The following is a 25,894-nucleotide window of genomic DNA, read 5'->3' on the forward strand; positions in this document are numbered from 1 at the left end:
GCGCGCGATCAGTCAACCGGCGATGGCGTAGGCCGCGCCATCCGTATAGGGCTGTTTGCCGAGCGAGCGACGCAGCCATTCGCGCGAATCGATGGCGGTGCGAAAGCCGGCATGCAACAGGAAGTCGAGCAGGGCGTTCTGTCCCACGGCCGGCGGATGCATGCCCCATTCGCGCATGCGTTCGTGCGCGGTGTGCAGCAAGCTGTCGCGGCGGGTGGCGTGGGTGTAGTAGGTGAAGCTGATGGTGATCGAGGCGTTGTCGCCGTTCTCGACCATGTGCGGGCTGGTCGACGGCATGTACGCGCCCTGGCCCGGTTCGAGATGGAACACGGTGGCGCGTTCGCGCAGGCTGTCGTCCCAGTGCAGGCGATCGCGTTCGTGGCAGGCGTGGAAACGGTCGCGCGCTTCCTCGCTGGCGGCCACCGTGTCGCGGTGATCCCAGACGTAGATGGTCTTGCGGCCGCTGACCTGCAGGATGAAGTTGTGTTCCTTGTCGAAATGGAACGGGGTGACCGTGTTCGGCGAGGTGATGAAGATCCAGCCGCCGCGATAGCACATGCCAGGGTCGAGGCGGTCGACACCCGGCTTCACGTCGTCGAGCACTTCGTCCACCAGGCTGCGATAGGTGTCGTCGGTCTGCACGTTCAACAGCGACATCCAGGCCTTGGCCTGCTCGATCTGCTGCAGCGTGCTCGCCGCCGTCATGGGATTGGGGTGCAGCTTGGGTGCGGTGTTGAACGGCGTGCCGGGGGTGGCGTCGCTGCTGTGCGTGCGCACGCGGCCGCGCGATTCGAGGCGCTTGCTCAACTCCACCAGTGACGGCGTCTGCAGCAGCGGGTGATCCATCAAGCGATGACGCACCGCTTGGATACGCCATGGATCAAAGGTGTTCCAGTCCACCTCAATCAGCCGGTCGGCATCGGCGCTCATGGTTTCTTCCCCCTGAACAAGCGTGGTTCGCGTGGCAGCGACGTCTTATTCCATCCGGTGGTCGACGATCGCTGGTTCGGCTGCGCGGACCGCTAGCCGGTCCATCACGTCTCGATAGCAGTCCCCCGGAGCCTGTTCCGATGCGTTGTCATGCAACCGCGGTGATACATCGGGACAGGGTTAGTCTCCGTCCCGGGCGTTTTTGTGTGAATACGCCCTAAGCAGCAGTGAAGGCGCGACGAATAACGCGGTACAGCCCCGACGAAATAGGCTGTTAGGGGTAGCCATCAGGCGATCGCGCGACGGCAAAAATGGACGCGGCGATGGTTACGAGGAAAAGTGATACACAGCTGTTACAGGTTCGACTCTTGCGGCGGTTTCAAGGCGCCTGGAAGGCGAACAGCCAGAGGATGGCGCCTTGTGCCGGCGAATCGTTCCAGGTCACCGAATAGGTGCCGGCCTTGTCCACCTGTTTGATGGCCACCGCGCACTGCACACCGCTGTTCGGCGGCAGGTGCAGGTAGCTGTCGATCACCTTGAAGCCGTCGCCAGGCACGGCGCTCATGTTGTAGATGTAGGCCTCGCCCAGCCACACCGCCACCAGCGTGGCCGGGCCGGTGGTGGTGACGGTGCCGCTGCTCAGCAGCGTGCTGGTGGTGTCGGAGCCACCGAGCATGCCTTGCCAGGCGCGGGTGAGTTTGTTGGCTGCCCGTGCCGTCACGCCCGGCGTGGGGTAGTTCTGCGCCACGTCCTGCAGTTTTCCGGCATGCGCGATTTCGATGAACGGAATGGTGATTTCCCCGTTCGGAGAACCGGCTTTGAGCACCTGCACGGTATGGCGCTTGCCGCCGTGGGCGCCAATGGCAATAAAGGCGCGGGCGTTGAAGCGGCCGTCGTAACCGTTGTACGTGACCGGTTCGCCCACGCGTTTCCAGGTGTTGTCATAGCTGTCGGTGGGGTCGGCGCTGTTGTCCGCATGGCCGGCCACCAGCACCAGCAGCGAACTGCCGCTGTCCTGGGTGTGGATGGCGGAAGTGACCGCCGGGGAGCTGCCTTCGCCCTCCGACTGGTTGAGCATGGTGTGTGCGCCGAGCGTGGGCGGGGTCTGCATGGGTGGCACCCCATCGTCGATGGCGGCGGTGGCACAGACGGGCAGGGCCATCGCAAGAAACGTGGCGAGCAGGACCCGGTGTGCGCTGGGCGAACGAACGGGTAACGAGGAGAGACGAGCGTGCATGTGTGCATTCTCCTGTCGCAATAAGTCGATATTGTGATTCGGCATATGTCGTGTCAAGCTCGCGGCATCCGTCGAATGGACGGCCAAACGGTGCGACAAGGTGAAAGGTGCGAAGCGTGCGCCGACCTTGTTTTGAAGTGGTTCGACGCCATGGTTGAGGGACGGTGGTGACTCACGAAACCGATTTTCTCGATCTGTACCGGCGTCTCGGCCTCAATCCCGGCTGCGGCATGGCCGAGCTGAAGCAGGCCTATCGGCGCCACGTCGCAGCGCTGCATCCCGATCGCCAGCAAGGGCGTCCCACGGACGCACGCACCGCCTCGCGTCTGCAGCGGCTTAATGCGCAGTATGGCGCCGCCATGGAATTCCACCGCCGTTACGGGCGCTTGCCCGGCGCGCCGCAGGCCGCTTCGCCGGGCGCTCATTCGGGCACCCGGGAAGTATCCGGCACGGTGCGCGAGATGCCCGATCCTTTTGCCGCAAGCCGCGACGCAACGTTTTCCCGCTCGGCGGAGCAGGCGGAGCCGTCGCATGCCGCCCATCGTTCTCACGGCCGGGTCGCGCTGCTGCTGGTCATCCTGGCACTGGGGGTGCTCGGTTGGACCATGCATACGGCTTCGTTGACGGCCTCGTCCGCCAATACGGATGAGGACACCACCTCGCAACCGGGCGCCGGCAGCGTGTCGCACGAGACGGCTGGCGAAGGCGTGATGCTGCATATGGGCATGTCCGGCGACGAGGTGCGCGCGCTCGAGGGGAATCCGCTCGCCATGCATGGCGATCTTTGGGAATACGGTCCGTCGTGGATTCGCTTCGAGCATGACGAAGTAGTCGAATGGCACAGTTCGCCGTTGCATCCCTTGCATACCGAAGCGCACGCCGCCAGCGATCCCACGCCCTAACGCCGGACCGCACTGGTCGCCAGGCGGCTGCCGCAAGGCATCTGTGGTAGGCCAGATGGCCTCACGCGCTTCCACCACCCGGCGGCCAGTGCGGTCAATGACGTTCAGCGCGCCCCGCGGCCGAACAGCACCACTTCCACGGTCTGGATGAGGATGAGCAGATCCAGCAGCAGGTTGTGGTTCTTCACGTAGAACAGGTCGTACTTCAGTTTCTCAGCGGCTTCCTCCACGGTGGCGCCGTACGGATAGCTCAGCTGCGCCCAACCGGCGAGACCGGGCTTGAGGCAGTGACGCAGGCTGTAATAACGGATCTGCGTCGCCAGGTCCGCCACGAACTGCGGGCGTTCCGGGCGCGGACCGACGATGCTCATGTCGCCCTTGAACACGTTCCATATTTGCGGCAGTTCGTCGATGCGCAGCTTGCGGCTGATGCGTCCCACGCGGGTGACGCGGTCGTCGTTCTTGGAAGCCCAGCGGGCCACGCCGTCGCGCTCGGCATCGGTGCGCATGCTGCGGAATTTCAGCAGCAGGAAGGTGCGGCCGTGGGCGCCGACGCGCTCCTGGCGATAGAGGATCGGCTGGCCCGGACCCGATTCGATCATGATCGCCAGCGCTTCGAGCAGCATCAGCGGCCAAGCCAGCAACAACAGCAGGGCGGCGGCGCTCAGGTCGAAGCAGCGCTTGCTCAACTGGCGCAGCGGGGTGGCGTTGAAGCCGCCGGAGAACACCAGCCAAGACGGGTCCAGGATGGTCAGCTGCAGGCGGCCGGATTCGCGCTCGAAGAACGAGGTGAGATCGGTGATGGTGATGCCCATCTGGCGGCATTCGAGCAGATCGTCCATCGGCATGTGGCCGCGGCGGTCGTCCACGCCGACCACCACTTCATCGATCTGCTGGCGCTGCACCAGCACCTGCAAGGGCAGGTTGGTGCGAATGAGGTGATCTTCCGGCACCGCCACCACCTCGTCGATGCGCGGCACATAGCCGACCACGCAGAAGCCACGGCGATCGGTACGGCGGCGCATCTGGTTGTGGATCTGCGCGGCGCGATGGCCGGCGCCCAGGATCAGCACGCGGCGCTTCAGCGCTTCGACTTCCACCAGGTGCAGGAACAACATGCGCACGCCCAGCACCAGCACGAAACCCAGCAGCAGGGCGATCGCCAGCACGCCACGGCCGACATAGGCCTGCGGCACCACGTAGTAGCCGACCACCAGCAGGATGCCGCCCAGCGCGAACGCCACGAACTGGCGGGCGAGCAGCCCGAAACGGGTCATGCGGATGTGCGCCTGGTACTGGCCCAGCGCAACCATGCCGATCACGATGATGGTGGCAAACACCATCGAGCGTTCGGGCATATGCACGGTGAACTCGGCGAGTTCATCGGCGTTGTGCCCGTAGCGGATGTAGGTGGCAAGCGTCAGCGATATAGCCAGCAGCATCAGTTCGCAGATGCCGAGCAGGACTAGCCAACGCATCGATTGCCGGCGCAGAAAACGTAGCATCCAATCCCCCTTACTTCCCCGATAGGGCCACACTCCTGTGGCGCGATTGAGGCTATCGCGGCGTGTTCGTGTGTGTCGATGCAACTTACGGCGGACCGACGGCACAGTCTGTTCGGCTGTCTCAGGGGTGTTACATCCCGACCGACGGACACGACGACTTGCGCGACAGCGCAGGGGCGTGCCAGATCAGACGTGGTGCAGCGAATGACCCTTGATGTCGTGCGCCAACGCCAATGCACCCAGCCAACCGACCGGCATGGCCAGCGTGGAGAGGCGGCACGCGGTTGCACCTGCCGTGTTGGCGGGTGGCTCGATCGCAACGTCGATGCTGGCCTCGATGGTGGAAGGCGCGACCCGCAGGCCGACGCCAAAGGCCTTGAGCAACGCTTCCTTGCGCGTCCACAGTTCCAGCAATGCGCGGGCCCTCGCGTCGCCTTCCAGCGACGCCATGGCGGCGGCTTCCGTTGTGCTGCACAGCACGCCGGCGATCTCGTGCAGGTTGCTGCGTGGTGGATAGCCTTCGATATCCACGCCCACCGCCGCGCCCCGGGCGATCGCCACGGCCACCATGGTGCCGCTGTGGCTGAGGCTGGTGGCGAAGCCGGTGCCGGGAAGCAGCGGTTGTCCGTCAGGAGCGCGCGACAGCACCACCTGCGCGGGGTCGACGTCCAGCGCGACGCCCAGCGCCACCCGCCAGAACGCATGCGCAATGGTGTAGGTGTGATGGTCGAGCGCGTGGCGAAAGCGCGATGCGCGCTGCGCTTCCTGGCAAGACAGCAAGTCCGCCGCGTCGCCGCGCAACGACCACCAGGGCGCGCTGTCGAACACGATGACGCGCGCTTCTTCCGCGCTGGGCGGCGCAAAGCCGCAAGCGCGCAGCGCCGCAGCTACGCGGTGCGTGAAGCGGGAAAAAGTTGCCTGTTGGAGCATGGCCGAGTGCATTCCGTTGTCTCGTCTGCTGGTCAGATGAATCCGGCGATCAGCAGGGCGCGCAGCTCATCGGCGAGCCGGAGGCTGAGGGCCACGATGGTGAAGGTCGGAAACGCCCAGCCCCCGGTGGGGAAGACCGAGCTTCCGGCAATGTGCAGGTTGTCCATGCCGTGCACCCGGCAGTCGCGATCCACCACGCCCATGGAGGGATCGTCGGACATGCGGGTCGTACCGATGTGGTGGGCGGTGCCGTGGATCTCGGGCTTGCTGCCGTCTTCATCGGCCAGCCAATCGGCCAGCTCGAAGCGGCCGTTGCACGATCGCGCCAGTTCGCTGCCGAACAGCGTGGCGGTGGTGCGGTAAGTGTGGTGGTCGAGCGGCGTGAGCCGCCAATCCACCTGCACTTTGCGCTGGCCGAGCGCGTCGGTGTCGTCGCTTAGCGTGATGCGGCTTTCCGGATTGGGCGCCTGTTCGAAATAGCCGACCAGTTCGACATGGCTGTTGCTGACGGTCGGACGGTCGGTGAGTTTGTAGACCAGCGCCTTGGCGATATCGCCGACGCCCAGGCCGAGCTTCAAGGCCGTCAATCCGAGGCTGTTGGGTGCGGCGATCAACTCACCGGCAGGCGCATTGCGCAAAGCCTCGGAGAGCCGGGCTTCCAGCAAGGCGTTCTCGTCCTGCACGGTCTTGCGCATGATCGTGCGCAGTTCACGCAGGGCCCGGATGCCGCGGGGAAGCGGCCCCTCCACGCCGAAGGGATGCACACGGCCGTTCAACACGCGTTGCGAACGCTGGTAGTCGGGCGACAGTGCGATCTCCGGGAACGACTGCGGGGCGTTCTTGCCGCGCAGGCGTTCATAGGGCCGCGTGACGCGTTCGGGATCGTCGGTGCTCAAGGTGCCGATGATGCCGCTCGGATGATCCATGAAGTAGCGGCCGACCACGTCGTGCTGGTTGCCCAGTCCTTCGGGCACCACCGAATTGGAGAGCAACAGCAGGCGCGCGTTCTCGATGCCGCCGGAAGCGAGCACGTACTGGCGGGCCCGCACCGCGCTGCGCTGCCCGCCCAGCGAACCGATCAGCGCTTCCTGCACGTGCGCACCGTCCGGCGACGGCATCAGTTCCAGCAGGTTCGCGTGCAACAGCACCGTGATGTTCGGCGCGCGGTCGAGGATGTCGCGGTACGCCTCGCCGAACAGGATGCCGCAACGCGCGAACAGCTGGTTCACCAGCTTGTCGTCGTCGAAGGAGAGCAGCGGTCGCGCCGTGGGCGCGGTGAACGTGCCTTCGGTGAAGCCGATGTCGCCCAGCTGGCAGAACGAGCGGGCGCGGGCGTAGTACGGCTCCAGTTCCTCGTAGTCGATCGGCCAGCCGCTGTGCGGCACCCAATCGCGCTGCTTGAGGTCGTCGCTGCTCAGCGGGATGCAGCCGCCGCCCCACAGATTGCAACTGCCGCCGAACACGCGCATGCGCGAGTTGCCTGGATCGAACTCCACCGGACCGGTCGAGCTGCCTTCGTACAAGGCCTGGCTGCGCTGCTCGCCGCTGAGGCCGCCGCTCTCGAGCAGGCAGACCCGCACCGACGTGCCGATGAAACTGTGAGCGATGGCAATACCCGCGGCGCCTGCACCGACGATACACAGATCGGCTTCCACATCCGCGGGATGCGCTTCACTCAAGTAGTCGATGATCACACCAACCCCCTAGGGACGCTCTGATTTACTCCGCCTGGACGGCATGACTCCAGAGAGTTCGCAGGGTGCGAGGCGTGACGCCGCCCAGGCTGGCCGCCTTGGCAAGTCGCGCATCGCGGCCTGCGGACTCTCTGGAGTCACCCTCCGGGCCGGTTCTGTGTAGCCGCAGCTGGGCGTCGCAACGATTCGAAAGACGTCCAGTCTGCCTTCATCGTCGCAACACCCAGCTGCGGCTACACAGAACCGGTGACGCCCATGCGGAGTAAATCAGAGCGTCCCCCGGGATCCACGTTCTTCACAACAGTGTTATTCCGTGGATCAGATCCGGCGCAACGCGCAGTCGCTCCGGACTGGTGGTGGCCTTAGTCGATCACACGCGGTAGTACTCCCGGTACCAGCGTACAAAGTTGGCCACCCCGGTTTCTACCGACACCTGCGGCCTATAGCCAACGGTCTGTATCAGGTCGGTTACATCGGCCTCGGTGTCGGGAACGTCGCCCGGCTGCAGCGGAAGCATCTCCATGATGGCCTTGCGGCCCAGGTTCGATTCGAGCACTTCGATGTATTGCAGGAGTTCCACCGGACGCTCGTTGCCGATGTTGAACAGGCGATACGGCGCCACGCCGCTGCTGGCCGGATCGGGCTGGTTGCTGTCCCAGCGTTCGTCGATCGGCGGCACCTTGTCGAGCGTGCGGATCACGCCTTCGACGATGTCGTCCACATAGGTAAAGCTGCGCTTGTGCTTGCCATGGTTGAACACGCGGATCGGTTCGCCGGCGAGGATGGCGCGGGTGAACAGGAACAGCGCCATGTCCGGCCGGCCCCACGGCCCGTACACGGTGAAGAAGCGCAGGCCCGTGCTGGGAATGCCGTACAGATGCGCATAGCTGTGCGCCATCTGCTCGTTCGCCTTCTTGGTCGCCGCGTAGAGCGTCAGCGGGTGCTCGGCGGACTTGTGCTCGGAGAACGGCATGGCCGTGTTGGCACCGTAGACCGAACTGGTGGAAGCGAACACCAGATGTTCCACCCCGTGATGGCGGCATCCTTCCAGCACGTGCAGGAAGCCGATCACATTGCTGCTCGTATAAACGTGCGGATTTTCCGCCGCGTAACGCACGCCGGCCTGGGCGGCGAGATGGATCACCCGTTGCGGCTTGTGCTCGGCAAACGCCTTCTCCATCGCCGCGCGATCGGCAAGATCGGCGTGGATGTGGGTATAGCCCGGCATGTCCGCGAAGCGGGCGAGGCGCGCCTTCTTCAGCGTGACGTCGTAATAGTCGTTGAGGTTGTCCAGGCCCACCACCTCGTCGCCGCGCTCCAGCAGACGCTGCGCGACGTGAGAGCCGATAAAACCTGCCGTACCGGTAACCAACACTTTCATGATGCTTGTTCCTTAGAGCCGACCGTCGACCGCTTCGCGCGGCAGCACGTATTTTACGTCGTAGACCACCGATGACGGCTTGCCGAACGCACGGATGCCGGTCGCGCCCAGCGCCGTGAACTGACGATGGCCCACAGCAATGATGACCGCGTCGTAGTCGCCGTTATTCGGCGCTTCGATGGGTTTGAGCGCGTATTCGTGTTCGGCCTCGTCACCGTTGACCCACGGATCGTGCACATCGACCTCGGCGTTGTAGCCGCGCAGCGCGTGCACGATGTCGACCACGCGCGTATTGCGCAGGTCGGGGCAGTTCTCCTTGAAGGCGAGGCCCAGCACCAGGATGCGCGCGCGCACCGGGTTGATGCCCTTGCGCACCATCAGCCGGATCACTTCGCTGGCCACGTAGGGGCCCATGCTGTCGTTGGTGCGGCGGCCGGCCAGGATCACGTCCGGATGATGTCCCACTTCCTGCGCCTTGTGCGTCAGGTAGTAGGGATCGACGCTGATGCAGTGCCCGCCGACCAGGCCGGGACGGAACGGCAGGAAGTTCCATTTGGTTCCCGCCGCCTGCAGCACTTCGAGCGTGTCGATGCCGAGCTTGTTGAACAGGATCGAAAGATCGTTGACCAGGGCGATGTTGAGGTCGCGCTGGGTGTTCTCGATCACCTTGGCGGCCTCGGCCACCTTCAGCGAGCTGGCCTTGTGCGTACCGGCGGTGATGATCGAGCCGTACAGGCGATCCACCGTGTCGGCGGTGTCGGGCGTGGAGCCGGAGGTGACCTTGAGAATGGTGGTGACGCGGTGCTGTTTGTCGCCCGGATTGATGCGTTCGGGGCTGTAGCCCGCAAAGAAGTCGCGGTTGAACACCAGGCCCGAACCCTTCTCCAGCAGCGGCACGCACACTTCCTCGGTGCAGCCCGGATACACAGTCGATTCGTAGACCACGATGTCGCCGCGCTTGAGCACCTTGGCCAGCGTTTCGCTGGCGCGGATCAGCGGCGTCAGGTCGGGGCGCTTGGCCGAATCGATCGGCGTGGGCACGGTGACGATGTAGATGTTGCGGTCGGCCAGGTCGGCCAGTTGCGAGCTGAAGCGCAGTCGATGCGCTTCGGCCAGCTCCTCGCCGTTCACTTCCAGCGTGTGGTCCACGCCGTTGCCCAATTCGTCGATGCGGCGCTGGTTGATGTCGAAGCCTACGGTGTCGTAGTGCTTGCCGAATTCCACGGCCAGGGGTAGGCCGACGTAGCCGAGTCCAATGATGGCGAGCTTGGTGTCTTGCAGATTTTGCATGCCGTTCTTCCGCTGTCCGTTGGCGAGGGCGTGGATTCCACCCGCAGGGTATCCGATGGATCACCTGTTGGAGAACGACCGAGCAGCCCCTGTTGATGCATGCGCGCAACGCGTCACGCAAGAGCGCGGACCGTTGCAACGGGCAAAAGGCTAGCAGGGTCGTGCTGGTTTTCCGCTAGGCCAGAGGATGCTTGTCGGATGGCGTATGGCGATGCGACGCCGTGCACCGGTGGCGCTTTCGATGCGCGGTGATGGACGAAAGCAGGCGAGGGCGCGATGCTCGACGCGCCGGTGTCAGGTGGCCGGCGCCGCGGTCCGCAGCACGGGCATCGGCCGGGGAAGACGGTCAGACAAGACGGCCGGCCTAGCAAGATATTGCGAAGCGCCCCCGCGATTGTCAAATCCATCGACCCGGCACCTCTCCCTCAAAGCAAGGGCGGCGGCCCGGGTTTTACGGGATGGCGCGAGTATCCCTGCCTGAAAGGCTGAACATATCCAGCTCGACGCGGTCCGTTGGGTTGGCCGGTCCGCCCATCCGCCGAATGGCCAGTGTGTCGCGCCCGAGCCGGCCGTCTAACCGTCCAAGATCGGTTTCTGATACGGTCGTGGCGCTGTCGATCGAGGGCGTACTGGCACCGGGCGCTGCCGATAGGTAAAGGTCAGGGAAAACGATGCTGCTGCAGGTTCCACACGTGTTGAATGTTGGCGCGAGCGCCCAGCCGTCACGGGGCGCCGGCCTGTCGTTCGATGGCGATGGCTTCCCGCCGGAACCGACCGGCGTGCGCTGCCGCCAGCCATGCCGGAGGTCGGACCCATGACAGCCGCACGGGGCCAGCACAACGACGACTTTCCGCAGTTGTTGCGGCGCGACCCCTCGCGTGCGTTCGCCATGGTGCAGGTGCAGGCGCTCGCTGGCGACTGCGCCTCGCGGCTGGCGTTGGGCCAGATGTTGCTGGAAGGCATCGGTTGCGAGCGCAACGCCGCCGAGGCGCGCTACTGGTTCCAGCAGGCGGCGCACCAAGGCGAAGCGGTGGCCATGAACATGCTGGGACGCTGCCTGGAAAACGGCTGGGGCGGCCACGTCGACCATGCCCTGGCCGCTGTGTGGTATCGGGAATCGGCCGAGCACGGCTCGGAAGGGGGCATGTACAACTACGCCCACCTGCTCGCCAGCGGCCGCGGCGTGAGCGCGGATCGTGCCGCGGCATTCCACTGGTTCACGCGGGCGGCGGAGGCCGGGCATGGCCGTGCCATGCATTCGCTCGGGCAGTACCACGAACACGGTTGGGAAACCGAGCCCGACCTCGAACGCGCCCGCGAGCTGTATCGCCGTTCCGCGGAGAAGGGCGACTACCGTGGCCAGTGCTGCTGGGCGGCCGTGCTTACCGAGCAGGGGCACATCGACGAGGCCTGCGAGCTGCTGCGTTGCGTGCTGGCCACCGCACCGGCGTCGTTCGTCGAATCACTGCGGGAAGAATTGCGCCAATCGCAGCATGCGCAGCTGCGCACCCTGGCGGCCTCGACATAAAAAAACGCACCCCGCCGACGACGGGGTGCGCTCGATACGCGAGGCAGGCTTTCAATACGCCGGGTCAGGCCCAGCCGTTGTCGTCGAAGCCGCCGTCGTTGCCATCGTCGAAATCGCTGGACGACGAGAAGTCGTTGTTGGAGGCGAAATCGTCGCGATCGCGGTTATCGTCGAGGCGATCATGGCGGTCGTCGTTGTTGTAGGTGTTGTTCTCGGTGATGTTCTCGATCACCGTCGGCTGGCCACCGCCGCCGCCGAAGAAACCGCCACCACCACCATGATGGCCGCCGAGCAGGCTTTCGATGCCGTCGAACAGGAACATGCCGCCCGCCACACCGGCGGCCGTCGTTGCGGCCTGCGACAGGAAACTCGGTGCAGCAGCGGCCGGTTGTGCCGGCGCGCCACCGAACAGACGGTCACGCCAGCTCGGTGCGGCCGGCGGAGGCATGGCTTGCTGCGGCGACACCGGCGGCGGCACCGCGCCCCAGGCCGGCGGCTGGCCGCCGAGGAAGCTGCCACCGCCTTGCTGCGAAGCAAGCTGGGCCTGCAGCTGCGAGATCTGCGCCTTGGCAGCGTCGAGCGCCTGCTGCTGCAACAGGCTGCGCTGCACCAGCAGATAGAGCGCGTCCGGCTGGTTAGACAGCCGCTGGTAGATCAGCGCATCGGCCTGCGGGTCCTTCGACACGCTGCCGGCGGCGGCGAGGCGCTGGAGAAAATCATCGAGTAGCTGTTGTTCCTGCGGGGTCATGACAAACAAATCTCCAAGGGACGGCGGATGACGATCACTGTGGCGCTCGTTTTCTTCGGCGTGCAGTGCCGAAAGTGTGCCCGCCACGCCCAACATCAAGGGCCATGTCGCTGTCGTTTTCCTTGCAGTCAGCGAATGCGCAAGCTCTTTCGACGGGAGATTCGCGCGCCTAGGTCGGTTTGCATGGTGGGCTTCGCAAGGGCCTGCAGGCATCATGACGTCACTGTTCCTTTGCGATGGCCCCATGTCCCCACGTTCAACGATTGGTCCGGTCGCGCTGGCGATCGGCGTGCTGTTGATCAGCATGGTCTCGTACCAATGCGGCGCCTCGCTGGCCAAGCACCTGTTTCCGTCCGTCGGCGCGCAGGGCGCGACCGCGTATCGACTGGGACTCAGTGCGCTGATCCTGCTGTTGTGGCGTCGTCCGTGGCGCCGCCTGGGAGACCGGCCCAACTGGGGTGCGCTGTGGGCCTATGGACTGTCCATGGGTGCGATGAACCTGGTGTTCTACATGTCGCTGCGTACGATTCCGTTGGGCATCGCGGTGGCGCTCGAGTTCACCGGCCCGCTGGCGTTGGCGGTGTTCAGTTCGCGGCGCCTGCTCGACTTCGTGTGGATTGCGCTGGTGATCGTCGGCCTTGCCTTGTTGCTGCCGCTGGGTGCATCGACCAAGTCGCTCGATCCGGTGGGCGTGATGTACGCGCTGGCCGCCGGTCTGGGTTGGGCGCTGTATATCGTGTTCGGCCGGCGGGCAGGGGATGCGCATGGTGCCGATGCGGTGACCTGGGGCACCTCGATCGGCGCCTTGCTGGCGATTCCGTTCGGTGTCGCGCACGCCGGCAGCGCGCTGCTGTCGCCCGCGTTGCTGCCGTATGCGCTGGGCGTGGCGCTGCTGAGTTCGGCGCTGCCCTATTCGCTGGAGATGATGGCGTTGACGCGACTGCCTACCCGCACCTTCAGCACCTTGCTGAGCCTGGAGCCTGCCGTGGCTGCCGTGGCGGGCGTGGCGTTGCTGAGTGAGCGGCTGAGCGTGCTGCAATGGCTGGCCATCGTCGCCATCATCGTTGCTGCCGCGGGCACGGCCTTGAGCGCACGCCGGCCCGCCATCGCCGAGCCGCCCTTGGCCAACTGATGCTGCGCGAACGCCGCGCCACACATCCGATGACTGCGGGAAGCAGCAGCTAGCGCGATCTCATCAGCGTTGATCGGAACGTTGCCATCACATTTGCGCCAACCCTATGGTGTAGCATGCAATGGCAAGTACTTTCTCGCCTCGCGCGTGAGGTGTGGTGAAGCCACACGCTTCGCTCCCCTATCACATGTGCCCCGGAGTTTCGGGGACGCCCCTGGGAGCATCCATGCCAGGTTATGCCACCCGTCACGAACGTGTTCCCGTTGGGGGGCACGTCTATCGTTTGCGCGTGCTCAGCGACAAGCAGCAGTTTTCCGATCACGACGGCCACAGTTCGCGACTGGGTATTTCCTCCGCCCAATGGAGCCTGTTCGGCCAGATTTGGCCGTCCGGACGTCTGCTTGCACAAGCGATGCACCGCTTCGACATCGACGGCAAGCGCATCCTTGAACTGGGTTGCGGGATTGGACTGGCCAGCCTGGTGCTGCAGCGTCGCGGCGCGGATGTGGTGGCTTCGGACATGCATCCGCTTTCCGAGCCGTTTCTCGCCTACAACTCGGCGCTCAACGAGCTGCCCTCGGTGCATTATCGCCAGCTTCGCTGGGACGTTCCGCTACCGACGCTGGGCCATTTCGAATTGATCATCGCCAGCGATGTGCTTTACGAGCCCGCCCATTCGCAGTTGCTGGCTTCCGTCATCGAGCGTCATGCCGCTCCCAATGCCGAGATTCTGGTGACCGATCCCGGGCGTGGCCACAGCGCACGCTTCAGTCGACTGCTGGAAGCGCAAGGATTTGAATTGACCGAAACACGTTGTCCCATGGACGATCAGGACGCGCCGCCGTACCGCGGCAATCTCCTCTACTATTCCCGCAACGGCGCAAGGGTGGTGGTATGACCGAGCCGCGACCTGCCTCGAAGAAGGCCAGCTGCGCCAGCTGCGATGCGGTGTGTTGCCGCCTCACCGTGGTGCTGCAACCGGAAGACAGGATTCCCTCGCATCTCACCACGCAATTGCCCAGCGGGCTGCACGTGATGAAGCACGACGAGGACGGCTGGTGCGTCGCCATCAACAGCACGCGCATGAACTGCGGAATCTACGAAAGCCGTCCGGCCATCTGCCGCCGCTTCGTCATGAACGGTCCCTACTGCAAGGCAGTACGCTCCGACTATTTCGAAGAGCGCGCCGCCGCGGCTCAGCAGGCATAGCAACAAGCCTGGGCATCGCGCAGGCTCGATCTTTCAACCCACGAAGCTGTCGATAGTGCCCGGTGCATCCATCGCCAGCGATTGAAACCACGAGGACTCCCTTGGCAAAGCCGAACTATTCCTTCGAAAAGCGTCAGCGCGAGATCGCGAAGAAGAAGCAGCAAGATGAAAAGCAGGCCAAGAAGAAGGCCGCGCGCGATGTGCCGGTGTCGGAAGAACCGATCAAGCGGTGACGCCCATCCAGCGCCTGGCGCTTGCCGTTGCCGGCAGGCGCTGACCTGGTGGCGCGCGACAGGCCAAAAAAAACCCGGCTCAAGGCCGGGTTTTTCAGCAAACCGGAACGGAGGTCAGATGACCTGCACGTTCTCGGCCTGCAGGCCGCGCTGGCCCTGGGTCACGATGAAGGACACGTTCTGGCCTTCCTGCAGGCTCTTGAAGCCCTGCGACTGGATCGCGCGGAAATGGACGAACACGTCCTCACCGCTGGAACGGCTGATGAAGCCAAAGCCCTTGGCGTCATTGAACCACTTCACGGTACCGGTTTCGACTTGAGACATGATTTGCTCCTTGGAACGAATAAAGCCGCTTAGCGGCGGAAAAGCTGGTCACAAGGAGGAAACGGGTGCAACGGTGTAGGTAACTTCAATCTACAGCATCGGGCCACAATTCGTGGTGACCCTTGAAACTCAGCCCGTGCACAGTAGAGGCCACAGCCTTAAAAAGCAAATGAATAATGTCCCGGCCGTTCACCTGGGCGCCTGGCGGCAGTGCCTTGGACGGTTTTCACTCGGGCATTCGCGCACCTGTTCGAGACGCTGCGGCGCTGCCGGAAAACATAACAACCATGCCGGCAATAGGGAGTATGGTGGATGAGGTGTGGCATCTCGCAGGCGAGCCTTCGAGTCGATCGCGCCTATGTCGTGGATGCTTTCCGGTTAGGGATCGCGTCATGAGTCCATGCAAGTTTCTGACATCTGGGCAATGGGCAATGCTGCGTCACGTTGCACTTGCCTGTCCGTTGCCTCTGAGGGCGGTGGGTCGTCGTTTCGATCTGCGCTGCCTGCTTCAAGAAGGGTTTGTCTCCGTCAAGGACGCGAAAGTGTGTGCCACACGGACGGGAATTGAGGCTCTTTGGTATCACTGCCTGCACTAAGTCGTGATCGATCGGTTTTTTTGCAGTCACCGTTGTGCCTGGCCACGTTCAGGCGCGCACCTGCCACCTTCCAAGGAATTCCCATGAAGCAACCCACTGAGCCGCTTTCTCTGGCCCGCATCCACGACGTCTACAGTGGAACTTCCGTCAAGCGGGAGTCGAGTGACAAGAAGCTCAGCTATCAGACGACGCAGCGTTTTGCGCGAGAGGCAGGTCATACCGGCCTGGCGCCTGGCAAGCCGCTCGCTCCCAATACGCGCCATCGCCGTTAACGACAACGCGTCGCGACGGGGCGGACGGTCCGCCGCCTGATCGGGTTCGCTGCGGTCCAAAAGAAAACAGCGCTTTACGCCGCGAGGCATAAAGCGCTGTTTTGTTTTCAGGAGTTGGTGGAGCCAGGGAGGATCGAACTCCCGACCTCGTCATTGCGAACGACGCGCTCTCCCAGCTGAGCTATGGCCCCACACGAGCGGCTAATGCTACCAGCCGGCTTCGGGCTTCGCCAAGCCCCCGCACAGACGGCGGGCCGTACCTTCTGCCTTGTGGGAGCGCGCTTGTGCGCGCCCGCGGCACATCGGCGCGCACCAGTCGCGCGCCAGTGCGCTCCCGCACAGCTTCACCGTTTCAGGGAAGCAGGCGGCTCAACGGCTCGAGCAGGATCTGGCGACGCCAGCCTTCGAGGAACTCCGGCCACTGCGCCGTGACCACGTATTCCTCCAGCACCTTGCGCGGGCACAGCAGGCCGGCGGGAAGATCCAGCTCGCCGGCGAGTTTGTCCACGCAATCCTTCATGGCGGGCAGGGCGCGCTTGGCTTCCCCCTGCGGCGATTCGGGAATGTTCTGGGTGGCGTCGATTTCATCGGCGTCCACCGGGTTGAGCAGCACCGTCAGCAGTTCGGCGCGCTGCGGCGAACGCAGGGCGCGCTGGCCGCGCGTGCGGCTGTCGAGTTCGGCCGCGGTGCGCGGTACTTGTTGCACCAGGCTCATCGCGGCGGCGTCCTCGAGCAGCCAGGGGCGTGGGCGGTCGAGCGTGCGGGCGGACTGGTCGCGCCACAGCAGCACGCGACGGAGCAGGGCGCGCTGCTCGGGACTCCATTCGGAGGCGCTGCGGAACGTGCGTTGTGGCTGCGGGTCGCCCTCGCGGTAGCAGGCGCGTTGCTTGAGGCGTTCGCAGTCTTCCGCGTGCCATGCCACGCGATCGCGCTGCATCAGTCGCTCGGCCAGTTGTTCGTGCACCGGCTTGAGGTAAACGACGTCCAGAGTGGCATAGGCGCGCTGGGAATCGGTGAGCGGCCGTTGCAGCCAGTCCGAGCGCGTTTCGCCCTTGTCCAGTTCGACACCGGTCAGCTCGGCCACCAGCGCGCGATAGCTGATCCCCAGGCCCATGCCGACGAAAGCGGCGGCAATCTGCGTATCGAACAGCTGGCGCGGTCCGTTCGGCAGGAACGGCGACAAGGCTTCCAGGTCTTCGCTGGCGCTGTGCATGACGGTGACGGCCGTGCCTTCGCCGATCGACGGCTGCAGCGCATCGTCGATCTCGAACGCAACCGGGTCGACCAGCGCGTAGCGGCCGTTCCAGCCCAGCTGGATCAGCGCCAGTTGCGGATAGAACGTATTCCGGCGCATGAATTCGGTGTCGAAGCCCAGCGCCGCATCGCCCGGCAGTTCCGCCAGCCAGGCCTGCAGGTCGTCGCGCCGCTCGATCCATGCGGCGTCGGGCGCCAGGGAGGTTTCTAGATGCATGCGTATTCCTGAGCCGGGACTTATGCACGCGTGCATTGTCCTGACATCGGTTTGTGCCTATGGTTTAGATCGCCCACCATAGCAGGCTGCCCAGGGACGCCCAACATGCCGAGCAAGGAAACCGTACGACGACAACGCGCCTTCGGCGGCACCTTGGGTGTCGTGCTGCTGGGGCTCGCGCTCGTCTACCATTTCTTTCCGCGCGTGTTTCACGTCGAGCCGTCGACGTCCCCTGCGCATCGCGCAATGAACCTCGGCCCGGTGACCTCGGTGGCGCCGGCCCCGATGGGGCAACTGCCCGAACCTTCCGAGGTGGATGCGGGCCCGCCGCTCACCCTGGCGCCCACCGACGTGGTGGTGGCCCGACTCAGCAAGAAGAACACCAACCTGCCCGAACAGCTCAGCGCGGATACGCCTGAGGTGGAGGCCCTGATCACCCGCGCCGACAAGGCCCTCAAGGCAGGCCAGCTTGCCGGCGGCGACGGCAGCGCGGTGGCGCTGTACGAGCAGGCGCTCAAGCTCAAGCCCGATAGTCGCCGTGCGGCGCAGGGTTTGTTCGAAGTACGCGTGCGCCTGGTGGCGGAGATCAACCAGAGCCTGGCCGTGGGCGATGCCGAAGCCGCCGACGATCTGCTCGACACGCTCAAGCTCATTCCCGACGCCGCCGACGACGTGGCGCTGTTGCAGGCCAAGCTGAAAACGCTGTCGCAGGTTCGGCCATTGCTGGCCAAGGCCGCCACCTTGCTGCAGCAGGGCAATGCCGACCAGCCGAAGGGCGACAACGCGCTGGAACTCTACCGGCAGGTGCAGCAGCTCGATCCCGATAACGCCGTTGCGGCGCAGGGCACGCTGCAGGTGCAGCGCGTGATGCTCGACCGCGCCCTGGCCGCCGTGGCCCAGAACGATTTCAAGGCGGCCGACCAGGCGTTGGCGGATGCCGCCCAGGTGGCACCCGATTCCCCGGCGTTGCGTGACGTGCATACGCGCGTCGACGGCATGCGCCAGGCACGCGCCAACGGATTGCTCGGCCAGGCCCGTTCCGCGCTGGATTCGGGCAATCTCACGCTGGCCCAGCAACTGGCAGAGCAGGCCAAGGCGATCAGTCCCGACCTGGCCGGGCTCACCGAATTCGGCGAACGCCTGACCAATGCGCGCCTGTACGCCAGCTACAAGCCCGGCCAGTCCTTTACCGACCGTTTCGTGGATATTCCGGGGCAGACGCCCTCGATGATCGTCATCCCCACCGGCAGCTTCCAGATGGGTGCGCCCGACAACGAAGTAGGCCGGGAAGACGACGAGACGCCGCAGCACGAAGTGACCATCGGCAAGGGCTTTGCGCTGTCGCGCACCTCCGTCACGGTGGGGCAGTTCCGCGAATTCGTCCGCGCCAGCGGCTACCAGCCCGACTCGGTCAAGCTGGGCGGCGCCAGCGTGTATGACGAAGGCACCGGCGCCATGCGCGACGACAGCAGCGCGGGCTGGCAGGACGACTATGCCGGGCGCAGCGCCGACAGCCGCATGCCGGTGGTCAACGTCTCCTGGAACGACGCCAAGGCCTACGTGGACTGGCTGAGCCAGCGCACCGGCAAGACCTATCGGCTGCCCAGCGAGGCGGAGTTCGAGTACGCCCTGCGCGGCGGCACCAGCTCGCGCTATTGGTGGGGCGACGGCACGCCGAGCAGCAAGGTCGAGAATCTCACCGGTTCCGGAGATCGATCGCCCAGCGGTCGACGCTGGAGCAATGCCTTCCAGGGCTATCGCGATGGCTACTGGGGGCCGGCGCCGGCGGGAAGTTTCGCACCCAACGCCTTTGGCCTGTACGACATCGACGGCAACGTCTCCGAATGGGTGCAAGACTGCTGGCACGACAGTTATCTGCGTGCCCCACGTGACGGCAGCGCCTGGGTCAACCCCGGTTGCGGCTCCCGCGTGGTCCGCGGCGGTTCGTGGGGCAGTTCGCCGGAGCAGGTGCGCTCGGCCTATCGCCAGGGTGCCGATGCCAACGTGCGCAGCGGACGCGTGGGTTTCCGGGTGCTGCGCGAGTTGTAAATCGCCCGGCGCCGAGGGAAGTCCTGGTTGTTGCTGCCTGCGCCTGGCGACCTGTCATCCCCGCTTGTGCTGCGCCCCGCGCGAACCGTAAAATGGTCTGCTTTCGTGTAAGGGAATCATCGACTTAGGGGCGGAGCGCCCGGAAGCCGGCGGGCGGGGAGTAAGGGTTTTTCCACCTATATCTCCTTGGAAATCCGATGCTTGCGGACACTTCCTCTTGTTAGTTCTGATGCGAAAGTGGCGGAATTGGTAGACGCACTGGATTTAGGTTCCAGCGGGTAACCCCGTGAGGGTTCGAGTCCCTCCTTTCGCACCATCCCTTTGGTTTTTCCTTTTTGAAGGCAGCCTTCGAGCTGCCAGGCGCCTGTGACGGGCGCCCTTACCGGTACACCAGGAGACGTCATGCAGGTTTCGGTTGAAAACGTCGGCAAGCTCGAGCGCAAGCTCACGGTGAAGTTCCCCGCGGAGCGTTTCGAGTCGCAGGTGAATGCTCGCATCGCCGAAATGGGTCGCACCGTGCGCCTCAAGGGCTTCCGTCCGGGCAAGGTGCCCACTGCAGTGATCCAGCAGCGCTTCGGTGACCAGGTGCGCGGTGAAGTGCTCTCCGACCTGATCGGCAGCACGCTGCGCGAAGCCGTCGCCCAGGAAAACCTGCGTCCGATCGCCAACCCGGCCATCGATACCACCGGTCGTCCGGTCGAAGGTGAGATCGCCTATACGGCCACCTTCGAAGTGATGCCGGAATTCCCGGAAATCGACGTTGCCACGCTGGCCGTGACCCGTCCGGTCGCCGAAGTGACCGACGCCGACATCGAGAAGATGATCGAAACCCTGCGCCAGCAGCGCCGCAGCTTCGAAGAAGTGGACCGCGTCTCGGCCGAAGGCGACTTCGTGATGTTCGAATACTCGGCGCAGGCCGGCGACTACCGCTTCCCGGCCGAAGGCCTGGAGCGCGCCGGCAGCGTGCTGGGTTCGGGCAACCTGTTCAAGGCGCTGGACGACGTGCTGACCGGCCGCAAGGCGGGCGATGCATTCGACGCCGACGTCGAGTTCCCGGCCGATTTCCGCAACGAGAGCCTGGCCGGCAAGACCACCCAGTGCCACTTCAGCATCATCAAGGTGCAGGAGCCGAAGCTGCCGGAAGTGAACGGCGAATTCGCCGAGCTGTTCGGCATCACCGACGGCGACCTGGAGAAGTTCCGCAAGGAAGTGCGCGCCAACCTCGAGCGCGAGCTGAAGGCCACCCTGATGGCCCGCCTGAAGTCCGAAGTGGCCGAAAAGCTGGCCGATTCGCACCCGGACCTGGACGTGCCCAACGTGATGGTGCAGTCCGAAGCCCAGGCGCTGGCCCAGAACAGCATTCCGCGCGGCCAGCAGGTTCCGCCGCAGCTGATCGACGCCGCCACCCCGGTCGCCCGCAAGCGCGTGATCGCCGGTCTGCTGATGGGTGAGATCGCCCGCAAGCAGGCCCTGGTGATCGACCGCAGCCGCGTGGCCGAGCAGCTGGCCGCGATCGCCTCGACCTACGAGGAGCCGGAAAAGGTCATTGAACTGTACAATCGCGACCCCCAATTGATGTCTGGGCTGCAGAACCGCGTGATGGAAGACCAGGTCGCAGAGTGGGTGGCGGATCACGCCTCCACCACTGTGCAGAATCTTGGCTTCGACGAGGTGATGCGCCCGGTCAACGCCTGAGGCATTCTTCAGGCCAATACACCGGAGAGCGACACGCATGGCTATGGACCCGATCCAAAACCTCAACCTGGTACCGATCGTCGTCGAGCAGACCGCTCGCGGCGAGCGCTCGTACGACATCTATTCACGCCTCCTGAAGGAGCGCGTGATCTTCCTTGTGGGCGAGGTGAACGATCAGGTGGCCAACCTGCTGGTCGCGCAGATGCTGTTCCTTGAGTCCGAAAATCCGGACAAGGACATCCATCTGTACATCAACAGCCCGGGCGGCGCCGTCACCGCCGGGCTGGCGATCTACGACACCATGCAGTTCATCAAGCCCGACGTCAGCACCATGTGCATCGGCCAGGCCTGTAGCGCAGCGTCGCTGTTGCTGATGGCCGGCGCCAAGGGCAAGCGCTATTCCTTGCCCAATTCGCGCGTGATGATCCACCAGCCGTCGGGCGGCGCCCGCGGCCAGGCGACCGATATCGAGATCCAGGCCCAGGAAATCCTGTACCTGCGTCGCCGCCTGAACGATATCTACGTTCAGCATACCGGCCAGCCGCTGGACAAGATCGAGCGGGACATGGAGCGCGATCGCTTCATGAGCGCCGAGGCCGCCAAGGAATACGGCCTTATTGATCAAGTCCTTGACCGTCGCGCCCTCGAAACGGTGAAATCGAGCTGATTTCAGGCACCTGGTACCAGGTTTGCAAGCCGTTCCGCGTCTCGCTGCAGACGCGGAACGCTGTGCTATTCTCAAACCGCAATCGATTTATCAGCAGGATCCAGGCATGAGCGACGATCGGCAGGGCCGTTCCAACGACAGCGGCAAGATTCTCTACTGCTCCTTCTGCGGCAAGAGCCAGCATGAAGTGCGCAAGCTGATCGCGGGCCCGTCCGTGTTCATTTGCGACGAGTGCGTAGAGCTGTGCAACGACATCATCCGCGAAGAGCTTGAGGAAAAGGCCGCCTCCGGGCGCAGCCAGCTGCCCAAGCCGCGCGAGATCATGGAAACGCTCGACCAGTACGTGGTCGGCCAGACCCGCGCCAAGAAGGCGCTCGCGGTCGCCGTGTACAACCACTACAAGCGCATGGAGTCGCGTTCCAAGAGCGACGAAGTGGAGCTGGGCAAGTCCAATATTCTCCTGATCGGCCCCACCGGTTCGGGCAAGACGCTGCTGGCCGAGACGCTGGCGCGCCTGCTCAACGTGCCGTTCACCATCGCCGACGCCACCACGCTGACCGAAGCCGGTTACGTGGGCGAGGACGTGGAAAACATCATCCAGAAACTGTTGCAGAAGTGCGACTACGACGTCGACAAGGCGCAGTCGGGCATCGTCTACATCGACGAAATCGACAAGATTTCGCGCAAGAGCGAGAACCCGTCGATCACCCGCGACGTGTCGGGCGAAGGCGTGCAGCAGGCACTGCTGAAGCTGATCGAAGGCACGCTCGCTTCGGTGCCGCCGCAGGGCGGTCGCAAGCATCCGCAGCAGGAATTCCTGCAGGTGGACACCAAGAACATCCTGTTCATTTGCGGCGGCGCATTCGCCGGCCTCGAGAAGGTGATCCAGCAGCGCTCCGAGACCACGGGCATCGGCTTCTCTGCCGAAGTGCGCAGCAAGGAACGCCGCGAAAATCTCGGCAAGGTGCTTTCGGACGTCGAGCCTTCCGATCTGGTGCGTTACGGCCTGATCCCGGAATTCGTCGGCCGCCTGCCGGTGGTCGCCACGCTCGATGAGCTGGACGAGCCCGCGCTGGTGAAGATCCTCACCGAGCCGAAGAATGCCGTCACCAAGCAGTTCAAGAAGCTGTTCGAGATGGAAGGCGTGGAACTGGAGTTCCGCCCGGAAGCGCTGCAGGCGATTGCCCGCAAGGCACTGAAGCGCAAGACCGGCGCACGCGGCCTGCGCACCATTCTCGAGCAGGTGCTGCTCGACACCATGTACGAGCTGCCGTCGCTGGAGCACGTCAGCAAGGTCGTGGTCGACGATGCCGTGATCGAGGGCCAAGCCGAGCCGTATCTGATCTATCGCGGCAACCTCAAGCAGTCGCGTGCGGCAGGTGAGGGCGGCGACGCCGCCTAAGCAGTCCAAAGGCCGTAGTGCATCGCATGGCCCCGGCAGAAATGCCGGGGCCATTTTGTTTTTGTGGCTCTTCATACACTTGAGTGAGCGCCCAAAAGCCACCACTTGACGTACAGATGCACGCGGCGCAGTGTCGGTGCAAAGACGACTCATCACGAGAGATTCTCTTCGATGGCAAAGACCGCCTCCAATCCCCAAGCCACCGGTGCCACGCTGGACGCTCTGCCAGTGTTGCCGTTGCGTGACGTGGTGGTTTATCCCCATATGGTCATTCCGCTGTTCGTCGGACGTGACAAATCCATGCGTGCGCTGGAGCGCGCGATGGAGGGCGAGCGTCAGATCCTGCTGGTGGCGCAGAAAAGCCCGGACATCGACGATCCCAAGATCAGCGACCTCCATCAGATCGGCACGCTCGCCGGCGTGCTGCAGCTGCTGAAGCTTCCCGATGGCACCGTGAAGGTGCTGGTCGAGGGCCAGTCGCGCGTGGAGATCGAGAACTACAACGAAGACGGCGGCATGCTCACCGCGACGTCGCGCGTGATCGAGCCGGTATACAGCTCCAAGGAGCGCGAGCTCGACGTGGTGTCGCGCACGCTGATCTCGCTGTTCGAGCAACTGGTCAAGCAGAGCCGCAAGCTGCCGCCGGAAGTGCTGGCGACGCTGTCTGGCATCGATGATCCGTCGCGGGTCGCCGATTCGATCGCGGCGCATTTGTCCGTGCGCATGGCGGACAAGCAGCGCGTGCTGGAAACCTCCGACGTGGGCCAGCGCCTCGAGCTGCTGATCGGCCTGGTCGACGGCGAAATGGATTTGCAGCAGGTGGAAAAGCGCATCCGCGGCCGCGTCAAGTCGCAGATGGAGAAGAGCCAGCGCGAGTACTACCTCAACGAACAGATGAAGGCCATCCAGAAGGAGCTCGGCGAGAGCGAGGAAGGCCCGAACGAAATCGAAGAGCTGCAGAAGAAGATTGAAGCCGCCGGCATGCCCAAGCCGGTGCTGGTCAAGGCGCGCCAGGAATTCGGCAAGCTGCGCCAGATGTCGCCGATGTCGGCCGAAGCCACGGTGGTGCGCAACTACCTGGACTGGCTGGTTGGCGTGCCGTGGAAAAAGCGCAGCAAGGTGCGCAAGGACCTGCAGCTCGCCCAGGACGTGCTCGACGCCGATCACTTCGGCCTGGAGAAGGTCAAGGAACGCATCCTTGAATACCTTGCCGTGCAGCAGCGCGTGAACACCATGAAAGGCCCGATCCTGTGCCTGGTCGGACCGCCGGGCGTGGGCAAGACCTCGCTGGGTCAGTCGATCGCCAAGGCCACCAATCGCAAATTCGTTCGCATGAGCCTCGGTGGCGTGCGCGACGAGGCCGAGATCCGCGGCCATCGCCGCACCTACATCGGTTCGATGCCGGGGCGCATCGTGCAGAACTTGAACAAGGTGGGTTCGAAGAATCCGCTGTTCGTGCTGGACGAGATCGACAAGATGTCGATGGATTTCCGCGGCGATCCGTCGTCGGCCCTGTTGGAAGTGCTCGATCCCGAGCAGAACCACGCCTTCAACGATCACTACCTCGAAGTCGACCTCGACCTGTCCGAAGTGATGTGGGTGGCCACGGCCAACTCGCTGAACATCCCGGGCCCGCTGCTCGACCGCATGGAAGTCATCCGCATCCCGGGTTACACCGAGGACGAGAAGCTCGGCATCGCGCAGAAATACCTGCTGCCCAAGCAGCTGAAGGCGAACGGCCTCAAGCCCGAAGAGCTCAGCGTCGACGAAGAGGCCGTGCGCGATATCGTGCGTTACTACACGCGCGAGTCGGGCGTGCGCAACCTCGAGCGCGAGATCTCCAAGATCTGCCGCAAGGTGGTCAAGGAGCTGACCCTGGGCCAGGTGAAGAAGGCTGCCGCCAAGGGGGAAAACAAGAAGGCCGTGACAGCCGTAAAGACGGCCAAATCGAAGGCCAAGACGCCGGGTCGCGTCGCCGTCGATTCGGGCAATCTCGAGCAGTACCTGGGCGTGCGTCGTTTCGACTTCGGTCGCAAGGAATTGCAGAACGAAGTGGGTCTGGTCACCGGGCTTGCCTGGACCCAGGTGGGCGGCGACCTGCTCAGCATCGAAGCGTCGGTGGTCCCGGGCAAGGGCCGCTTGATCAACACGGGGCAGCTCGGCGACGTGATGAAGGAGTCCATCCAGGCCGCGCTGTCGGTGGTGCGCGCCCGTGCCGAGCGCCTGGGTGTCGAGGCCGATTTCCACGAGAAATACGACATCCACATCCACGTGCCGGAAGGCGCGACGCCCAAGGACGGTCCCAGCGCAGGCATTGCCATGTGCACCGCGCTGGTCTCGGCGCTGACCAAGGTGCCGGTGCGTTCCGAGGTCGCCATGACCGGCGAGATCACGTTGCGCGGTCGCGTGCTGCCGATCGGCGGTCTCAAGGAGAAGCTGCTGGCGGCGCATCGCGGCGGCATCACCACGGTGATCATTCCGGACGAAAACAAGAAGGATCTGGCCGACATACCGGACAACATCACCGCATCGCTGGACATCCATCCGGTGCGCTGGATCGACGAAGTGCTGGATATCGCGCTGGAGCGTCCGCTTCACCCCCGCCAGGCCGGCGACGGCGACAAGCCGAAGGTGGAAGCGCCGCACGAGGAGACGCAGGACCAGGAGTCGTACACGCGACCTCACTGATCCGTGATCGG

At 64.4% G+C, this 25,894-nt stretch carries 22 protein-coding genes and 2 tRNA genes; 13 read left to right on the plus strand and 11 right to left on the minus strand.

Annotated features, from left to right (window positions below; translation table 11 throughout):
• Positions 1-12: 12 nt before the first annotated feature.
• On the minus strand, positions 13-930 hold the full coding sequence (locus tag ACN9MB_RS09320) for a cupin-like domain-containing protein (RefSeq protein WP_204635653.1): 918 nt from the start codon (positions 928-930) through the stop codon (positions 13-15).
• Between the two features lie 379 nt (positions 931-1,309).
• Positions 1,310-2,167 (minus strand): hypothetical protein, encoded by an 858-nt coding sequence (locus ACN9MB_RS09325; protein ID WP_426271608.1) that lies wholly within the window; start codon positions 2,165-2,167, stop codon positions 1,310-1,312.
• Between the two features lie 167 nt (positions 2,168-2,334).
• Here ACN9MB_RS09325 and ACN9MB_RS09330 point away from each other — a divergent pair, with 167 nt between their 5' ends.
• Positions 2,335-3,069 carry a J domain-containing protein gene (locus ACN9MB_RS09330; RefSeq protein WP_426271609.1) on the plus strand — a complete coding sequence of 245 codons (735 nt, stop codon included), beginning with the start codon at positions 2,335-2,337 and terminating at the stop codon, positions 3,067-3,069.
• Positions 3,070-3,173: 104 nt separating this feature from the next.
• On the opposite strand, the gene ACN9MB_RS09335 is transcribed toward ACN9MB_RS09330, so the two are convergent.
• The 5 genes from ACN9MB_RS09335 to tviB all read right to left on the minus strand — a co-directional run bounded on the left by ACN9MB_RS09335 (position 3,174) and on the right by tviB (position 9,869).
• Positions 3,174-4,574, minus strand: a complete 1,401-nt coding sequence (locus ACN9MB_RS09335) for a TIGR03013 family XrtA/PEP-CTERM system glycosyltransferase (RefSeq protein WP_239535449.1) — start codon at positions 4,572-4,574, stop codon at positions 3,174-3,176.
• Positions 4,575-4,760: 186 nt separating this feature from the next.
• Positions 4,761-5,504, minus strand: coding sequence for a 4'-phosphopantetheinyl transferase family protein (locus ACN9MB_RS09340; RefSeq protein ID WP_426271610.1), 744 nt, complete (start codon positions 5,502-5,504; stop codon positions 4,761-4,763).
• A gap of 32 nt (positions 5,505-5,536) precedes the next feature.
• Positions 5,537-7,198, minus strand: a complete 1,662-nt coding sequence (locus tag ACN9MB_RS09345) for a GMC oxidoreductase (RefSeq protein WP_426271611.1) — start codon at positions 7,196-7,198, stop codon at positions 5,537-5,539.
• A gap of 370 nt (positions 7,199-7,568) precedes the next feature.
• Complete coding sequence (locus tag ACN9MB_RS09350; RefSeq protein ID WP_204635658.1) at positions 7,569-8,579, minus strand: NAD-dependent epimerase; 1,011 nt, start codon at positions 8,577-8,579, stop codon at positions 7,569-7,571.
• A 12-nt stretch (positions 8,580-8,591) separates the two neighbouring features.
• Complete coding sequence (gene tviB / locus ACN9MB_RS09355) at positions 8,592-9,869, minus strand: Vi polysaccharide biosynthesis UDP-N-acetylglucosamine C-6 dehydrogenase TviB (protein WP_204635659.1); 1,278 nt, start codon at positions 9,867-9,869, stop codon at positions 8,592-8,594.
• An 814-nt stretch (positions 9,870-10,683) separates the two neighbouring features.
• Here tviB and ACN9MB_RS09360 point away from each other — a divergent pair.
• Positions 10,684-11,397, plus strand: coding sequence for a tetratricopeptide repeat protein (locus ACN9MB_RS09360; RefSeq protein ID WP_204635660.1), 714 nt, complete (start codon positions 10,684-10,686; stop codon positions 11,395-11,397).
• Positions 11,398-11,461: 64 nt separating this feature from the next.
• Here ACN9MB_RS09360 and ACN9MB_RS09365 read toward each other — a convergent pair whose 3' ends face one another.
• A complete protein-coding gene (locus ACN9MB_RS09365) occupies positions 11,462-12,145 on the minus strand; it encodes a DUF2076 family protein (protein WP_204635661.1) in 684 nt (227 codons plus the stop codon).
• A gap of 244 nt (positions 12,146-12,389) precedes the next feature.
• Between ACN9MB_RS09365 and ACN9MB_RS09370 the strand changes: the two genes are divergently transcribed.
• From ACN9MB_RS09370 to ACN9MB_RS09385, 4 genes are all read left to right on the plus strand, one after another.
• Positions 12,390-13,277, plus strand: a complete 888-nt coding sequence (locus ACN9MB_RS09370) for an EamA family transporter (RefSeq protein ID WP_204635662.1) — start codon at positions 12,390-12,392, stop codon at positions 13,275-13,277.
• Between the two features lie 226 nt (positions 13,278-13,503).
• On the plus strand, positions 13,504-14,175 hold the full coding sequence (locus ACN9MB_RS09375; RefSeq protein WP_204635926.1) for a class I SAM-dependent methyltransferase: 672 nt from the start codon (positions 13,504-13,506) through the stop codon (positions 14,173-14,175).
• Complete coding sequence (locus ACN9MB_RS09380; protein ID WP_204635663.1) at positions 14,172-14,486, plus strand: YkgJ family cysteine cluster protein; 315 nt, start codon at positions 14,172-14,174, stop codon at positions 14,484-14,486. The genes ACN9MB_RS09375 and ACN9MB_RS09380 overlap by 4 nt, the downstream gene beginning before the upstream one ends.
• A gap of 101 nt (positions 14,487-14,587) precedes the next feature.
• Positions 14,588-14,719 (plus strand): hypothetical protein, encoded by a 132-nt coding sequence (locus tag ACN9MB_RS09385; protein ID WP_275586778.1) that lies wholly within the window; start codon positions 14,588-14,590, stop codon positions 14,717-14,719.
• 114 nt (positions 14,720-14,833) lie between these two features.
• On the opposite strand, the gene ACN9MB_RS09390 is transcribed toward ACN9MB_RS09385, so the two are convergent.
• Complete coding sequence (locus ACN9MB_RS09390) at positions 14,834-15,043, minus strand: cold-shock protein (protein ID WP_204635664.1); 210 nt, start codon at positions 15,041-15,043, stop codon at positions 14,834-14,836.
• Between the two features lie 679 nt (positions 15,044-15,722).
• On the opposite strand from ACN9MB_RS09390, the gene ACN9MB_RS09395 reads away from it, so the two are divergent.
• A complete protein-coding gene (locus ACN9MB_RS09395; protein WP_204635665.1) occupies positions 15,723-15,911 on the plus strand; it encodes a hypothetical protein in 189 nt (62 codons plus the stop codon).
• 115 nt (positions 15,912-16,026) lie between these two features.
• On the opposite strand, the gene ACN9MB_RS09400 is transcribed toward ACN9MB_RS09395, so the two are convergent.
• Positions 16,027-16,102, minus strand: a tRNA-Ala gene (locus ACN9MB_RS09400).
• 161 nt (positions 16,103-16,263) lie between these two features.
• Positions 16,264-17,382 (minus strand): ribonuclease D, encoded by a 1,119-nt coding sequence (rnd, locus tag ACN9MB_RS09405; RefSeq protein ID WP_426271612.1) that lies wholly within the window; start codon positions 17,380-17,382, stop codon positions 16,264-16,266.
• A gap of 105 nt (positions 17,383-17,487) precedes the next feature.
• Between rnd and ACN9MB_RS09410 the strand changes: the two genes are divergently transcribed.
• From ACN9MB_RS09410 to lon, 6 genes are all read left to right on the plus strand, one after another.
• Positions 17,488-19,431 carry a formylglycine-generating enzyme family protein gene (locus ACN9MB_RS09410; RefSeq protein ID WP_204635667.1) on the plus strand — a complete coding sequence of 648 codons (1,944 nt, stop codon included), beginning with the start codon at positions 17,488-17,490 and terminating at the stop codon, positions 19,429-19,431.
• A gap of 231 nt (positions 19,432-19,662) precedes the next feature.
• Positions 19,663-19,747 (plus strand) — tRNA-Leu (locus ACN9MB_RS09415).
• 86 nt (positions 19,748-19,833) lie between these two features.
• Positions 19,834-21,126, plus strand: a complete 1,293-nt coding sequence (tig, locus tag ACN9MB_RS09420; protein ID WP_204635668.1) for a trigger factor — start codon at positions 19,834-19,836, stop codon at positions 21,124-21,126.
• 37 nt (positions 21,127-21,163) lie between these two features.
• Positions 21,164-21,793 (plus strand): ATP-dependent Clp endopeptidase proteolytic subunit ClpP, encoded by a 630-nt coding sequence (gene clpP, locus ACN9MB_RS09425; RefSeq protein ID WP_204635669.1) that lies wholly within the window; start codon positions 21,164-21,166, stop codon positions 21,791-21,793.
• Between the two features lie 106 nt (positions 21,794-21,899).
• Positions 21,900-23,195, plus strand: a complete 1,296-nt coding sequence (gene clpX, locus ACN9MB_RS09430) for an ATP-dependent Clp protease ATP-binding subunit ClpX (RefSeq protein ID WP_204635670.1) — start codon at positions 21,900-21,902, stop codon at positions 23,193-23,195.
• Between the two features lie 171 nt (positions 23,196-23,366).
• Positions 23,367-25,883, plus strand: coding sequence for an endopeptidase La (gene lon, locus ACN9MB_RS09435; protein WP_426271613.1), 2,517 nt, complete (start codon positions 23,367-23,369; stop codon positions 25,881-25,883).
• Positions 25,884-25,894 lie beyond the last annotated feature (11 nt).

This window comes from Dyella kyungheensis (assembly GCF_049913195.1).
GTDB lineage: Bacteria > Pseudomonadota > Gammaproteobacteria > Xanthomonadales > Rhodanobacteraceae > Dyella > Dyella kyungheensis.